Source organism: Kitasatospora sp. NBC_00240, assembly GCF_026342405.1.
In the GTDB taxonomy this organism is placed as follows: domain Bacteria; phylum Actinomycetota; class Actinomycetes; order Streptomycetales; family Streptomycetaceae; genus Kitasatospora.
Window position 1 is genome coordinate 273,689 of record NZ_JAPEMU010000002.1, and the last position, 14,590, is coordinate 288,278.

Below are 14,590 nucleotides of genomic sequence, written 5' to 3' on the forward strand. Positions count from 1 at the left end.
CGGTCGCAGGACCGGCATCCGGTCGGTTCCCCTCGGCGGCCGCCTGGAGCGACGGCCCGTTGCCGCGAGTCCCGTCGCCTTTCGGCTACCGGCATCTGCTTCTTGGGCATCCTGTCCCGCCGGGGGCTTCCGCCCCTCTTGCGATCGGCCTACCGGGCCGGATGACCGGCTCGGACCCCGACGGGGTTTCCACGTTCCGCGTATGTGAGATGCGACCGGGGTGGGTGCCTCCTAAACCCCGGGGCCAGCGGTGTTCACGCAACCTCTGGGGACGCTGAGGTCGCCGCTTGCCGCCTCCACCAGCGGCCAGGCCCTATCACCTGGTGTCCTTCCCGTCTTCCAGGCTTGCGATGACGAGGTGTCATCAGAGGTTCACTCACGTTCACCCGTCCGGTCTTCCCCTTGCCCGGTTGCTCCCCCGGACAGAACGGGGGCCCTTGGGCGTCTTCCTCAAGCTCCGCACCCCCGGCAGGCAGGACCTGCGGACGCACGTTGAGGAGGGGACCGATCTCGAACACTGATCAGGAACTACGCAACCGGCATTGCCGGCCTCCAATCTGCGAGTTCACTCGCCATACGCGACTTCGTGTCGCACCGCCCCAGTCGAACTGCAGCCACCGCCCGGGCTCGGGGATCCACGGTCGGTAGGTCCGCCGCTTGCCCGCCTTCCACGCGGCCTTCGCCGCGTTCACCGCCCGCCGGGTCGAGCGGGCACTGCCCGGATAGCCCATCTTCACGAGCTTGTCGTGGACCACATCGGACCGGATCGTCGCCTTGGACTGCTCGATCCACTCCTCGATCTTCTCCAGGAACGCATCGATCATCTTCGGCCGCGGCTCGCGCTCATACGGATTGCGCCCGCCGGCGCGGGCCTCGACATACCGCTTGACCGTCTTCGGGTCGTGCCCTGTCAGGGTGGCCGCCGACCAGACCGTCTCGGTCAGGTCGTACGCCTCAAAGATTTCCATGATCTCTCTGTCAGACTTCGTCACAGGACCTCTCCGGCCGGTTGCTGTTGCTTCGCAAACACCAGCAAACCGGACGGAGGGGTCTCCTTCAGTTGAGGAAGCGATCAGGAACACCGCAGGCCGGACGACCATCCACCTGGATTTCCGGTGGCCATCAGCCGGGACTCAACTGGCCGCACACCTGGACTTTGCCACGGCCGCCGACAACGAGCCGCCAAGGCGTCGTTGTACACCACCCGAGCACACCCGAACGTTCGAGCCTGCGCTTGGCGCCGACCCGGCGCCGGATAGATGCGCTAGGAGTACCGGAGATATACAAGATCAACCTACCGGGAGCCACTGACAACCACTCACGTCAGAACTTCCGAAGATCACTCCGCCGCTTCACGGCTCCGAGTTAAGGACCCATTCCTCCCCGGCCTGAAGGCCCGGGCATCCTGGGAGATCAGCGGTGAGGATGTTCATGAGCCGGCGGGGCCTGACCCACCGACTGACTGACCCTGGGTCCTTAACGGGATCTGTCGGCCCCGCCCGGGAGGCGTTCGTGGGCAGCCGCCGGCCCGGCTTGCGTGACTTCATAGGAGTCAGCCGTTCACCTGCGGGTGATGCCTCGCGGGCATGAAAATCGTTGCGGGGGCTGCCCGCTGACGCCGCATGATGTTGGGCTTCGAGCCGCATAGGAGTCTGGTGAGGGAGCCGACCGAGGGATCACGCACTGTCGGCCTTGAGCACGCCGTTCAGCTTCTCCGTCTCCCTCTGGCTCCCCGGCCGGCCCCCGTTCCAGTGCGTACGAGGGAGGATGACCGTGGAAGAGACGAGGGAAGACCAGGCCGACGGGGCGGTGGCCCGCGTTGCGGCGATCGACATCGCGAAGGCGTCCGGGGTGGTGTGCATGCGGCTGCCTCACGAGGAGCGTGAAGGCCTACGGGTGCAGGAGGTCTGGACGGTGGCCTCCACCACCAACGCCGTCCTGGAGCTGGGGGACCGACCGCTCTGCCAGGGCGTACAGAGGGTGGTGATGGGGGGACCGGCAGCTACTGGAAGCCGTTCTTCTGCCTGCTGGAGGCCCGGGGCCTGGAGTGCTGGCTGGTCAATGCCCGTGAGGCGAAGAACGTCCCGGGCCGCCCGAAGAGCGACAGGTTGGATGCCGTGTGGCTGGCCAAGTTCGCCGAGCGCGGCATGGTCCGCGCCTCGTTCGTGCCCCCAAGCCGGTGCAGCAGCTGCGGGACCTGACACGGACCCGCACGGCATTCACCCAGGACCGCGCCCTGCACAAGCACCGCGTTGAGAAGCTCTTCGAAGACGCCCAGATCAAGCTCTCCACCGTGGTCTCCGACCTCTTCGGCGTCTCCAGACGCGCGATGCTGAACACCCTGGTCGCCGGTGAACGCAACCCCCGGGTCTTGGCGGACCTGGCCAGAGACAGCCTGGTCAAGAAGCGCGAGGCCCTCATTGAGGCGCTGACCGGCCAGTTCGAGGACCACCACGGCCACCTTCTGCGGATCCTGCTGGACACGGTCGACCACTTCTCCGAGAAGATCACCGAACTCGACCGGCGCATCACCGCATTTGTCGGCGAGATGACCGGGCCGCCCAGCGGGGACGACAACGGCGACGGCAAGACGCCTGCCAGTGCCGGACGAGCGGGCCGTGAGCTGATCGACTGCCTGGACGCCATCCCCAGCGTCGGAGCGGCCACTGTGCAGATCATCCTCGCCGAGATCGGCCATGACATGAGCCGGTTCCCCAGCCCGGAGTACCTGGCCTCCTGGGCGAAGCTCTGCCCCGGACCATCCAGTCCGGGACGAAGAACACCACCGGTCCCGCCGGACGCGGCAACTCCTGGCTCAAGGGCCCCTGGGCGAGGCGGCCAACGCGGCCGCCTGCAGGGACACCTTCCTCGGTGACCGCTACCGGCGCATCGTCAAACGCCGAGGCCACGCCAAGGCTCTCGTCGCCGTCGCACGCACGCTCCTCGTCATGGCCTGGCACCCAATCAACGACCCCGACGCCCGCTACCAGGACCTCGGTGCCGACTGGCACCAACGGCACCTGAACAGCACCCGCAAGACCCGCGACCTCGTCCGCCAGCTCCAGGCCCTCGGCCACCAGGCCACCCTCGCACCCGCAGCCTGATCCTTCCGACCCACCCGGATGTCCGTTCCGCTCCGCGCAACGGATGCTGCCGCCTGCCCGGCTGAGGTCCGATTTTCCGTTCAGCATCCCGAGGTGAGCTGACGGATGCTGACCTGCCGCCGGGAAAGGCGGCAGAAGAGGAGGCCGGCTGCAGAAGGCCTATCGAGCGCGGTCGCAGGAGGCGGCACGCACGGCCTGTGCTGGAAGACTGGCAAGTGAGGAGGCCGGCGGCTGGTCGTGCTCGGCGACCCGGGAGCGGGAAATTCCACGCTGGCGCTGGTTCTGGCACTGGCATTGGATGGCGTGCCGAAGAGGGTGCCGACCCGAGTACCCGCAGTACCGCCCTGATCGTGCTGGGTGGGCGATGGCCCGATCACGAAGGCACGCGGTCGATCGTCCTCCAAGCCGCCACCGACGCTAACCCGAAGGTGGGCAGCACTGCCCTGGGCGTACTGGGGGAGTGGTTGTCGGACCGTGACGGGGCTTGGCACGCCATGCTCAGTGCCGCCCGCGACAGCAACCCGGACGTGCGGGGCACTGCTTTGCGGATGCTGGGGGAGTGGTGGGCCGACCGCGGGGAGGCATGACTCAGCGTGCTTGAGACGGCTACTGACCGACCGGACGGGCGCGTCACTGCAAGGGCAGCAGTGGCAGCGCGATTCGGTGATTCGGCCTTACCCGTCCTCTGCGAAGAGGCTACTGTCCCGTCCGACTGAAGTTGTCCGGTGATCACGTGTTGGCCTGCGGCGGGACAACTTCACCCGGACACCCAGAGCGGCACGTCCGGGTTGGCCTGGCTCCTGTTCATCGAATCCCGTCGGCCGTCCGGCTGTACATGGCCGGTCAGGAGGACATCGCATGTCGACAAGCCCGCAGCTCACAGCTGAGGCCATCCGTTGCGAAGTGGCCCGTCTCATTAGATCTTGCAGACGTGGGCCCGTTGACCTGCGGGGTGACAGGTTGACCGGCGACTTACTGGTGGAGTGACAAGGCGTCGCGGAAGACCCGAAGGTGGTGCTGGTGGCGTGTCTCGTTGATCACGGCGGAGGTGATGCCGCTTGAGCAGGTCTTTGTCAGGATAGCGAGACGCTTGACGCCCGTTTTCGCACTGAAGATGGCAGCTTCCTGATCAGAGGCCGCAGCAGTGGACGTGCTCAGGAAGGATGTCGGCGCTGACGATCCTGAAGCTGCCAACGGGCGGTCGACCAAACGATCTCGAACTCATCACTGCGGGTCGTGCCCCTCCCACTCGGAGATGGGCAGTTCCGCAGTCAGACCGTAGACACTCTCGTATTTAGCCAGCCGACCAGCACTTTGGGCTTCCTGCCACTCGGTCAGCGACGCCGCGACCAGAGCCTTGCTGCCGGGCTCCTGCAACTCGACTTGCCGGATCACGTGCCCATCGGTGTCCAGCTCGAAGTGGAAGCAGACGGCCTCCTCGTCCCAGAAGCAGCGAAGCCAGCGCGTCACTGGTTCACCGTGTCGAAGGGCTCGTCGTGCCAGCGCCAGCCGGCGGTACCGTCGTCGTGGATGTGCAGCATGAACTCGGCGACGGGGTTCCCGTCGGGAAACGTCATGGTGAGCGCACTGCAGATCCGGAAGTAGCACTTGTCGATCTGCTCCCAGTCCTCCTTGTCGATGGCCCGCTCCTGCTCCGCAAACAGCGGGCGGAACTCTTCAAAGCCGGGAAGTGTCTCGACGTCGGCGTGCATCCAGGGCCAATCGGCGCCGATCACCGCCAGCCGGGCAACCTCATGGTTGCCGCGGTGGAGTCGCCAGACACTGCCGGTGGCCAGATTCGGGTTGCTCATCTCGCAATGATGGCGATCACCACTGACATTGCGATCCCCATCGCGTCCCCTCAACGGCCGCCGGACCTCGACCCCGTCCTCCACCCAGGTCGCATCGAAGCCCGCCACCTCCAGCAGGGCCTCATCGGAAAGCGCACGTGTCCTGTCCATGGAACGACCAGCACGGGTCCGGTGAGACAAGCCAGACCAGACTGAGACTCAATCCACCCTGAAGGTGAAAACCGGGCACGGCCAGCCACGCGCACCGCGAATCGGCCGACTACCACCTGAGACGAGTGAGACGCCCCGAGGTCCGGTGAGACCGGACACGAAGGCGCCAGCTGGACAACTTGAGCCGGACGGATCGGCGAGCCGGACAACTTGAGCCGGATGAAGCCACCTGGATCCGGACGGGACAGCCACCCCACCCAGTTGGGCACGGTAAGGGTAGCGGTCGCCCAGCTGCTCGCCCTGCTCCGGCATAGGGAGACCGCTACCGCCGCCGTGCTGAGAGAGGTGGCCGGGCAGGAAGTGGCCATGATGTGGTGTACAGCGAATGAGACGCTCGCCTTGATGAAGGACTGGCCACCCTCCGATTCATCGGGGCGGGCCTAGGGTCGCGATCTTGTGGTCGCCGAATTATGAGGTCCCCCATCGACAGCGCCGGAACCCGTCCCCGTGCTGCGATCACCTATCGACACATAACGCTGAGCGCCTCGCCCGTCCCGCTACTGGCGATGCCGTTGAGGCCCGTACCCCATGAGCGGGGTACGGGCCTCAACGGCATCGATCTCAGGAATTCCTGCTCCTCATCGAGTTCATGATCTCTGGGAACCTCGGTTCACGCTGCAGGATGGCGAGCAACGCCGATGTCACCTGAACGGCTTGCAGCACGTCCATCGACGCGCGGATGGCCTGTGCCGTCTGAATGAAGTCATCGGGATTCACTTCCAGAGTCACGGTTCCCGAGCCCTCGGACACGGCGGCATCCCGTTGCTCCGGCACCGCAGGCGTGTAAACGCCGTTTACATCCTCGTCCGGGACAGCTGTGTTCGGAGCGGACGGATCAGGCATCGCGCTGGTGTAAACGGCGTTTACACCAGCCCCCTCCTGGCGGTTCGCAGCCGGACCACCCACCGCGATGTAAACGCCGTTTACATCCTCGTCCGGGACAGCTGTGGTCGGAGCGGACGGCTCCCGTGAGGACCGTTCCGCCCTGGCGGCAGCCTTCGCCGCCTCCTTCTCCGCAGCAGCCTCCTTGGCTGATCGCGCCCGCTCCAACTGCTCGACTGCCGAGAGTTTCCCTGCCCGCGCCTCAGCCCCGATCTTGCGGGCGTCCTCGATCGCCAGCTCACCCGTGCCGGCCTGCTCTTGAAGCTCCGGGGTGAGGTGAAGCAGCGCCAGACGCTGACCCACCCATGCCCGGGACTTTCCGAGCTTGCGGGCCACAGCCGCCTGATTGCCGTCGTACACCGTGTTGAGGAGCTGCTCGATGGCCTGTGCCTCCTCGAAGGGAAGCACGCCCTCTCGGTGTGCGTTGGCAACGAGAGCGGCCTCCACCATTTCCGCCGCTGTGGCCACCAGGTCGTCATTCAGGTCCACCCGCAGATTGGCCAGACCCGCGCGCTGCGCGGCCAACAGTCGCCGATTGCCGTCCAGGGCCACGAAGTCGGCTCCGCCGACCGCTGCGGCCTGGTCGGGGTGCGCGTCCAGGAACGCGTCCCGGCTGACCACCGTGACGGGGACGATCTGATGGCGGCTCAGGCTCTCTGCCAGCTCGGCGATCGTCTCGTCGACGATGGTCTTGCGTGGGTTGAGCGGGTTGAAGACGATCGATGACACCGGCGCCAGGGAGGACCGCCGGACCCGTCCGGTCGCATCTAGGGCCTCGCTGCGCGCGATGGCCTCGTTCCTGCCCCGCGCCTCACCCTGAGCCAGTGCCCCGAAGGACCCTCCGCCGCCCGCGAGCTTCTTGGCAATGCTCATCCGAGCCTCCGACGGATCTCGCGCATGCGTTGGGCCTGGGTGGACGTGGGCGCGTACATCAGCAGCGGCTGCTTGACGTGCACTGCCTCACGCTGATGCTTGAGGTCGGGTACGACAGCCACGACGGGCGGGCTCCCGAGGGACTGCCAGTTGTCGAGGGAGGACGTGGCGACGTAGCCCTTACGTTTGTCGAACTTGTTGACGACGAGGCCGAGTCGGTCGATCTCGACTTCGTAGTCCAGGCTGACCGTTCGGATCTGGCTGTCGAGCATGGCGTAGGCGTCGGCGGAGGAGTCCTCTGCCTCGACGGGGATGAGGACGCCGGAGGCTCCGATGGCTTCGTTCTTTCGACGGTGCCCGTAGTAGAGGCCGGCGTCCATGGCGAGGCCGAGGTTCGGGGGAGCATCGATGACGATGATGTCGAAGTGCTCCTCCAACGGGGCGAGGGCGCGTTGAAGGCTCGCTTCACGGGGGCCGCGGACCGAGCCGAGCCGGGAGTCGAGGAGAAACGCGTCGAAGCTGGACGGCAGGAGGAACAGGCGTCCGTCGAAGTGGTCGGGCGAGATCGGTACGACCTGCTCGAGGAGGGTACCGACGACACGGTCGCGCTCGACCATGTGCGTCACGAGGCTCTCGCTGCCGGGTGGGACCTGCTTGACTCCGAGCTGGGAGGTGAGGTGGCCCTGCGGGTCGTAGTCGACCAGCAGCGTGCGCCGGCCGGGCAGCGCAGGCAGTTTCGAGCCGCCGGTCGTGGCGGGCAGTCCAAGTGCTATGGCCTGCCCGAGGCCAGCGGCGACCGTGGTCTTGCCGACGCCGCCCTTCTGGTTGCACACAACGATGCGGCGCGTGTACTGGGGGATCGTCAGCTCGTTGAGCGAGGCGGCGTGCGAATCGACCCAGACACGTACGGCCTGGGCGAGGCCCTGGACGAAGGAGATGTCCCGCCTGGTGCAGTCGAGCTTGAAATCGTCGTACAGACCGGCCGGGAGCCATGTGTTCCAGCTCTCGGCACCGGCGGTGTCGACGGTGGGGTTCTCCCCGATGGGGCGAGCACGCCACTGCTCGACTGCCTCGGTGACGGCGTCCTGCATGTCGATGCCGAGTTGGGCGGATCGGGTCTTGAGTTCCTGACGAAGGGCGACGGGAAGCTTGGATGCCACCTTTTCCCGGCCACCATCGGAGTATGGAGATGCCATGACGTCACCATAGTGGCGCGCGCCGGATTTGGGGGTATCCCAGAGGTACGTGTTGCGCCCCGATCCTCGCTCAGGCATGTAAACGGCGTTTACCTCACATGGGAAATCAACCTATAAGGTCAGAAATCGGTCACAGCATCCCGTTGGCGCACTGGGTCGCGGTTCTGCAACCGTCAGCGGCGACGACGGCAGGTGCTGTCCAAGGGAAGCCCCCGACACGAGTTGTCTGGCCGACAACGGTGGATGACGTCGTCGGCCCGATGAGCGACTCTGTTGCTCTATTCGGGTCGAGGATCAGGCCGCGAGTTGGTGGGCGAGTCGGGTGAGTCGGCTGGTCTGGGGGCGTCGGGGGCCTTCGGACCAGTGGGCGTCGAGGCGGATGACGTTGGTCGCTGCGGCCGAGTAGGCGTGCTGCAGGCTGACCTTGGGCAGGCCGCGGTAGCGGGCCCGGCGCAACCCGGTGACGTCCAGGGCCTGGTTGATGGTGCCCTCGACACCGGCGCGGAGGGCGTACCTGGCTTGCCAGGTGTCGGTGTTCTGCTCGGCGCGGGCGACGGTGACGGTCTCGTGCAGCTCGCGGGGCCGCAGGGTGAGCATGCGGTTGCCTCGTGCCGCGGTGGTGCACTTGTCGCGGGACGGGCAGGAGCCGCAGTCGGAGCGGGCGAACTCGATCACGATGGCGTCGTGGCCGTGCTGCTGGACGGGATACCAGCCGGTGCTGGTGCGGCTCTCGGGGCAGCGGACTTGACGAGTTGTCCAGTCGATGCGGAAGGCGCTCTTGTCGAAGCCGTCGGCGGCTCGGGCCTGCGGGGAGTGGTCGGCCAGCAGCGGTGTGATCATGGCGATGCCCTCGTGTGCGGCGGCTGTGACCAGGTCGGCGGAGGGGTAGCCGGAGTCGAGGTAGTGCTCGCCCGGCTTGAGCTGCCGCCCGGTCAGGCGCTGCTGGATGCCGGCGGTGGCGGTCACGTCCGGCGCGGTCGAGACAGTGGTGGCCACGTCCGTGATCAGGTTCGGGGTTCGGGCGCCGGTCCCGCTGGCCTTGTCGTCGCAGGTCTCGGTGAGGCGGACCTTGTAGCCGCACCAGAACAGCTCGTCTCCCTTGGCGGACCAGCGGGCGTCCGCGTCGTGGGGGGAGGCGAGCCGCAGATGGCCGGGCGGGACGCCGTCTTTCTCGGCCTCCCGCTTCCTGACCACCTCCCGTCCCCGGGCGTCGGTGTGCACGTAGTAGGTCTGCACGAAGATCCGCCGCAGTAGCTGGACCGCCTCGATCTCCCGCAGCCATACCGGGGCGCCGGGCGCGTGGACCGCGTGCAGCAGTGCGAGCGCGTCCTGGCCGTAGACCTCGGCCAGCCGGTCCCGCTTCGTCTTCGAGGTGGGCAGCCGCCATGAGTCGACCCTGGCCGCGTAACGCAGTTCCAGCTCCGCCACCGGCATCGCCTGTCCGAGCCAGGCCGGCGCCGCGATGGCCAGTGCCTCCAGCGCCGCCCGCACGCTCTCCCCGGCCAGCTCCAACCGGTTCAAGTCCCGCACCGCACTGATGACATGGGTGGAGTCGGTGCGCTGCTTGCCCCCGGCCGCGATCAGCCCCTCCCGGCGGCAGTGTTCCACCAGCCGGTCGAAGAGCAGGCGCTCCATACCGTGCTCGACCAACCGGGCCCGGAACTTCGCCAGCACCGTGAAGTCGAACCCCGGATCGGTCAGCTCCAGGCCGACCGCGTACTTCCAGTCGATCGCCCGGGCCACCATCCCGGCCGCTTGGCGGTCGGTCAGGTTCTCGGCGAACTGCAGCACCGTGACCAGTGCCAGCATCCCCGGTGGCAGGCCCGGAGCCCCGCGCACCCCGAACGCGGACGCGAACGGCTCGTCCGCGAAGACCTCAGCCAGCCTCTCCCGCACCCGCATCGCCAGCGTCCCCTTCGGGAACGCCGCCGCCGCGACCAGCGCCGTCTGCTCCGGGACCTCCGGCAGCCCCACCGCCCTCATCGACACCCGCACCACCCCCGCGACCGCCTGCCCACGAGACAATCGCAAGAGCGATCATGCCGCAGTCAGCGATCCACGACCGAATAGAGCAACAGAGTCGGGAGCGAGCCCAAAGTATGGGCGGTGGGAGGGACGTATTCGTGTGCACCGGGCAGGCATGTCCACCTACCGACCCGCGATCGGTGCGGATCAGGTGGGAACATCGCAGCGAGGGCGGGGCATCGTGTCGGTCACCTGTGCTCACCCCCTGTGATGGAACGGTGTCGAGTTGGAACCAGGTGGCGCCGGGTGCGGGGGAGTCCGACCAGGTAGCGGTCACCTGGTAGTGGCCGCCAGGCGGGACCACGATGACACCGTCGGCCTCGGTGCCTTCGAGCAGGCCCAGGTCGTAGCCGTGGCCGGCGGGGAATGTCATCAACACCTGCCCGCCGTCGGTAACCTCGTCGAGGCGCGCCGAGCCGAAGACCGGCAGTCCGGTTCCGAGCCCTGCCTGAAGCACCGCCGCCGCGTCCCATCCCGGCACCAGCGGCAGGGACGCGAAGACCGGCTCCGGCAGCCGGGCGGCGGCCACCCACTGCGCGGGGAGCTGTCCTGCGAAGAACGCGGCCGCCGCCTGCTGCCACCTGTGTTCCGGCGCCCCGCCGCCGTCCTGCAGTGATGGCGCGGTGGGCCAACCACCCTGTAGCGGTGACACTGCTGGCGGATCGATAGCCGGGTCGGTCGGCAGCTCGAAGCCGGGCAGCAGTTCCTCCAACCCGGGGAGCACCGGCAACTCCGCCGACGGATCCACTGCGGAGTCCATCTGCAGGTTGTCCTCGCCTGGTCCCGCGCCGAGAGCGGTGTCCAAGGCCGCGTCCAGCCAGGAGCTACCGTCCGGTGCCGGCCCCGCCCAATCAGCCTGCCCGCCTGACCACCCGGCCCCGTCCTCCATCGCGCGCACCGCAGCCAGGCCACGGCCGTCGCCGGGACCAGGAGCACGGCCTGGTGGATCGCGTCGGTGATGGTCATCCCGACCGAATACGAGAGCCATCGGCCGCGTGCGGTGAGCCAGTCGAGGAAGGCGTGGGTGCCGCCGGCGGAATCGGTGCGGATCAGGGTGCGGCGTCCGCGCCGGTACTTCTTCTCTTGACGACGCTAAGGACCCTAGACAAGTCCCATCGTCCCAGGTCAGAGGTACTCCTCGTCTTTTTGATCACGCCTCGGACAGCCCCGCTCGTGAAAGCGCGAGGCTAACCGGCACCGGTCTCGGCAAACTCCAGGACGCCGGCCGCGACCCTGTTGCCCATTCGTGGTGGGGGCTGACAGTGGCTTGATCGTTGGGCAGGCTGGGGCGTGCGGCCGGTTCCCTCGTTCCCGGTCGTAGGGGTGGGTGGGGTCGTGTCGATGGAAGCGATGCCGTGGCCGGAGCCGGCGCCCGAGGTGGCGCGGGCGGTGCGGGCGAAGAACTACGGCCGGCAGGTGCCGTTGTCGGTGGCGGTCCGGGATCGGCTGGGTGAGCTGTTCCCGGACGCCGAGTTCACCGAGGCGTTCGCCGCGACGGGGCCGGCGGGCTGGTCGCCGGGACGCCTCGCGCTGATCACGGTGTTCCAGATGGCCGAGAACCTGACCGACCGGCAGGCCGCGGAGGCCGTGCGGGACAAGCTGTCCTGGATGTACGCACTCGGCCTGGGGCTGGAGGACACCGGCTTCGACTTCACCGTGCTCTCCCAGTTCCGCGCCCGGGTGGTGGAGCACGGGCTGGAGGAGAAGGCCCTGGACCTGCTGCTGGCCCGGATGACCGAGCAGGGCCTGCTCGCCGCCGGGGGCAAGCAGCGAACCGACTCCACCCACGTGATCTCCGCCGTGCGGGACCTGAACCGCCTGGAGCTGGCCGGGGAGAGCGTGCGGGCCGCCGTCGAGGCCCTGACCGTCGCCGCCCCGCACTGGATCGCCGTCGTGCTGGATGTCCCGGGCTGGTCACGTCGCTACGACACCCGGATCGACACCTGGCGCATGCCCGCCTCCAGGACCAAGCGCGATCAGCTCGCCCTGACCTACGGCCGGGACGGCTTCGCCTTGCTCGGCGCGGTCTTCGACCCGGGCTCCCCGCACTGGCTGCGGGAACTGCCGGCGGTGCAGACCCTGCGGATCGTGCTGCTGCAGAACTACACCCGCACCACCGACCGGAACGGGCGGGAACAGGTCAAGCGGCGCGAGAAGCAGGACGAGGGCGGTGACGGGCTGCCGCCCGGCCACCTACGCATCGCCTCCCCCTACGACCTCGACACCCGCTGGTCGGCGAAGCGCGACCTGTTCTGGAACGGCTACAAGCTGCACGTCACCGAGACCTGCACCAGCAAGGCCGAAGACCAGCGCACCGCCCCGAACCTGATCACCGACGTGGCCACCACCGCCTCCACCGTCCCGGACGTCAAGGCGCTCGATCCCATCCACCAGCGCCAGCGGCACCGCGGCGTGCTGCCCGGCGAGCACTACCTCGACTCCGGATACGCCAGCGCCGACGCCATCCTCACCGCCCGCAAGCGCGGTGTCGCCCTGCTCACCCCGGTCCTGCTCGATCGGTCCCGCCAGGCCCGTGAACGGCTCGGCTTCGACGCTGCCAACTTCACCATCGACTGGAAGTACCAGCAGGTAACCTGCCCCATGGGACAGGCCAGCTCCTCCTGGAGTCCCTGCCTGCAGCACGGCAAGCCCATGACCGTCGTCAAGTTCACCCGCACCACCTGCGGCCCCTGCCCCGCCCGCGAGCAGTGCACCACCGGCAAGTCCGGTTACCGGCAGCTGACCCTCCACCCGAAGGCGATGACCGACACCCTCCGCACCGCCCGCGCCGAACAGGCAGGACACGACTGGCGATGCGATTACGCCCTGCGCTCCGGCGTCGAGGGCACCATCCGCCAAGCCGTCGCCGTCACCGACAGCCGCCGAGCCCGCTACCGCGGCCTGGCGAAGACCCACCTCGAGCACGTCTACTCGGCCGTCGCCCTCAACCTCATCCGGCTCCACGCCTGGTGGCACGCAAGACCACTCGACCGGACCCGCACCAGCCACCTCGCCCGCCTCGAACTCACTCTCGCCGCATAACCTCCACGAATGGGCAACAGGGTCGGCCGCAGCATCAAACGCCTCTTCACAGACAAGTTCGGGCTCCGGCTGCCCGGGTTCCGGAACCGTGGCGCCCTCGCAGGGCGGGATCGTTCTCGGGTAGTGAGATGTCATGATCTGCCGCACTTGGGGTTGTTGCCCGAGTCGCCAGGACGCACGACGGCCCCGGATGATCAAGGTGTCTAGCCAGTGATCACTACCGGGGCCGTGCCATGCCATCTTCCCTGATCCCCACCCTCGCCCGCCAGCGTGGGGGTGCCCTCGGCGACCTGCTCGCCGACGCCGACCGCTCGGCGGACCTCGCCGCGGTCTTCGACGCCCTGTCGGACCCGCGGCGGGTACGCGGGCGTCGCTACAGCCTCGGCGCGCTGCTCGTGCTGTGCACCGCCGCCGTCCTGGCCGGCGCCACCACGGTCGCCGCGATCGCCCGCTTCGCCGCCGGACTCGACCCCGCGCTGCGGGCCCGGGCCGGCCTGATCCGCGGCATCCCACGGGCCTGCACCCTGCGCCGCCTCCTGGCCCGCCTGGACGGCGACGCCCTGGACACCGCCGTCGGCACCTGGCTCCAGCACCAGGCGGCAGACCCCCTCACCGCGACCACTACCTGCCCCGGCCCGGTCAAGCGGCGGGCCGTGGCGGTGGACGGCAAGACCCTCCGCGGCTCGCGCACCCGCGACCGACGTGCTGTGCACCTGCTGGCCGCTGCCCTGCACGGCACCCGCACCGTCATCGCCCAGCGACAGGTCGACTCCAAGAGCAACGAGATCACCGCGTTCCAGCCCCTGCTCAACCCGCTCGACCTGACCGACACCGTGGTCACCTTCGACGCGATGCTGACCCAGCACGACCACGCCCGCTTCCTGGTCGAGGACAAGCACGCGCACTACATCGCCCTCGTCAAGGCCAACCACCCCACCCTGCACGACCAGTTGAGACGGCTGCCGTGGCGAGAGGTCCCGCTGATGGACAAGACCCGCACCACCGCCCACGGCCGCGACGAGATCCGGCGGATCAAGGTGGCCACCGTCCCCGACCTGCCCTTCCCCCACACCGACCAGGTCCTGCAGATCGTCCGCAGACGCCGCGTCCTGGCCACCGGCAGGCTCTCCCTGGAACGCGTCTACGCCCTCACCGACCTGACGATGCACCAAACCACCCCCGCCCACCTGGCCCAACACGTCCGGGAGCACTGGGGAGTGGAAGCCGTGCACCACCTGAGGGACGTCACCCTGCACGAGGACGCATCCAAGATCCGCACCGGCCACGCACCCCGCACCATGGCCAGCCTGCGCAACACCGCCCTGGGCCTCGCCGACCTCGCCGGCTGGCGCAACCTCGCCGCCGCCACCGACCACTACCGGTCACACCCCGGCCACGCTCTCGACCTGATCAAGCCCGGCACCTGAGAAAGATCGCGCCCTGGGCG

13 protein-coding genes are annotated in these 14,590 nt (G+C 68.2%); 5 read left to right on the plus strand and 8 right to left on the minus strand.

What is annotated here, in order from left to right; genetic code table 11:
- Positions 1–521: 521 nt before the first annotated feature.
- The 3 genes from OG689_RS41015 to OG689_RS41020 all read right to left on the minus strand — a co-directional run bounded on the left by OG689_RS41015 (position 522) and on the right by OG689_RS41020 (position 1,862).
- Positions 522–968: a hypothetical protein gene (locus tag OG689_RS41015; RefSeq protein ID WP_266328077.1), complete on the minus strand. Its 447-nt coding sequence runs from the start codon at positions 966–968 to the stop codon at positions 522–524.
- A gap of 104 nt (positions 969–1,072) precedes the next feature.
- A complete protein-coding gene (locus OG689_RS45110) occupies positions 1,073–1,261 on the minus strand; it encodes a helix-turn-helix domain-containing protein (protein ID WP_354536926.1) in 189 nt (62 codons plus the stop codon).
- A 415-nt stretch (positions 1,262–1,676) separates the two neighbouring features.
- Entirely contained in the window at positions 1,677–1,862 is a 186-nt protein-coding gene (locus tag OG689_RS41020) for a hypothetical protein (protein WP_266328167.1), read from the minus strand.
- 99 nt (positions 1,863–1,961) lie between these two features.
- Here OG689_RS41020 and OG689_RS45115 point away from each other — a divergent pair, with 99 nt between their 5' ends.
- The 3 genes from OG689_RS45115 (at position 1,962) to OG689_RS41030 (ending at position 3,104) form a co-directional block, all read left to right on the plus strand.
- On the plus strand, positions 1,962–2,201 hold the full coding sequence (locus OG689_RS45115; protein ID WP_354536927.1) for a transposase: 240 nt from the start codon (positions 1,962–1,964) through the stop codon (positions 2,199–2,201).
- On the plus strand, positions 2,180–2,875 hold the full coding sequence (locus tag OG689_RS41025; RefSeq protein WP_266328169.1) for a transposase: 696 nt from the start codon (positions 2,180–2,182) through the stop codon (positions 2,873–2,875). Before OG689_RS45115 ends, OG689_RS41025 begins: the two co-directional genes overlap by 22 nt.
- A gap of 73 nt (positions 2,876–2,948) precedes the next feature.
- A complete protein-coding gene (locus OG689_RS41030) occupies positions 2,949–3,104 on the plus strand; it encodes a hypothetical protein (protein ID WP_266328171.1) in 156 nt (51 codons plus the stop codon).
- A 1,224-nt stretch (positions 3,105–4,328) separates the two neighbouring features.
- On the opposite strand, the gene OG689_RS41035 is transcribed toward OG689_RS41030, so the two are convergent.
- From OG689_RS41035 to OG689_RS41055, 5 genes are all read right to left on the minus strand, one after another.
- On the minus strand, positions 4,329–4,574 hold the full coding sequence (locus tag OG689_RS41035) for a hypothetical protein (protein WP_323189404.1): 246 nt from the start codon (positions 4,572–4,574) through the stop codon (positions 4,329–4,331).
- Positions 4,571–5,065, minus strand: coding sequence for a hypothetical protein (locus OG689_RS41040; RefSeq protein ID WP_266328173.1), 495 nt, complete (start codon positions 5,063–5,065; stop codon positions 4,571–4,573). The genes OG689_RS41035 and OG689_RS41040 overlap by 4 nt, the downstream gene beginning before the upstream one ends.
- 621 nt (positions 5,066–5,686) lie before the next feature.
- A complete protein-coding gene (locus tag OG689_RS41045) occupies positions 5,687–6,880 on the minus strand; it encodes a ParB/RepB/Spo0J family partition protein (protein ID WP_266328175.1) in 1,194 nt (397 codons plus the stop codon).
- Positions 6,877–8,076: a ParA family protein gene (locus tag OG689_RS41050; protein WP_266328177.1), complete on the minus strand. Its 1,200-nt coding sequence runs from the start codon at positions 8,074–8,076 to the stop codon at positions 6,877–6,879. Before OG689_RS41050 ends, OG689_RS41045 begins: the two co-directional genes overlap by 4 nt.
- A gap of 294 nt (positions 8,077–8,370) precedes the next feature.
- Positions 8,371–10,101, minus strand: a complete 1,731-nt coding sequence (locus OG689_RS41055; protein ID WP_266328179.1) for an IS1182 family transposase — start codon at positions 10,099–10,101, stop codon at positions 8,371–8,373.
- A gap of 1,341 nt (positions 10,102–11,442) precedes the next feature.
- Here OG689_RS41055 and OG689_RS41060 point away from each other — a divergent pair.
- The gene (locus tag OG689_RS41060) at positions 11,443–13,143 is read left to right on the plus strand and encodes an IS1182 family transposase (protein ID WP_266328393.1); all 1,701 of its coding nucleotides are present in this window, start codon (positions 11,443–11,445) and stop codon (positions 13,141–13,143) included.
- Positions 13,144–13,376: 233 nt separating this feature from the next.
- Entirely contained in the window at positions 13,377–14,570 is a 1,194-nt protein-coding gene (locus tag OG689_RS41065; protein ID WP_266328181.1) for an ISAs1 family transposase, read from the plus strand.
- Positions 14,571–14,590 lie beyond the last annotated feature (20 nt).

Excerpts from the sequence above, each read along its gene's own strand:
- OG689_RS41015 (WP_266328077.1), bottom strand. The coding sequence starts at position 968 with ATGGAAATCTTTGAGGCGTACGACCTGACCGAGACGGTCTGGTCGGCG.
- OG689_RS41045 (WP_266328175.1), bottom strand. The coding sequence starts at position 6,880 with ATGAGCATTGCCAAGAAGCTCGCGGGCGGCGGAGGGTCCTTCGGGGCA.
- OG689_RS41020 (WP_266328167.1), bottom strand. The coding sequence starts at position 1,862 with ATGCACACCACCCCGGACGCCTTCGCGATGTCGATCGCCGCAACGCGG.
- OG689_RS41060 (WP_266328393.1), top strand. The coding sequence starts at position 11,443 with ATGGAAGCGATGCCGTGGCCGGAGCCGGCGCCCGAGGTGGCGCGGGCG.
- OG689_RS41065 (WP_266328181.1), top strand. The coding sequence starts at position 13,377 with ATGCCATCTTCCCTGATCCCCACCCTCGCCCGCCAGCGTGGGGGTGCC.
- OG689_RS41030 (WP_266328171.1), top strand. The coding sequence starts at position 2,949 with ATGGCCTGGCACCCAATCAACGACCCCGACGCCCGCTACCAGGACCTC.
- OG689_RS41040 (WP_266328173.1), bottom strand. The coding sequence starts at position 5,065 with ATGGACAGGACACGTGCGCTTTCCGATGAGGCCCTGCTGGAGGTGGCG.
- OG689_RS41050 (WP_266328177.1), bottom strand. The coding sequence starts at position 8,076 with ATGGCATCTCCATACTCCGATGGTGGCCGGGAAAAGGTGGCATCCAAG.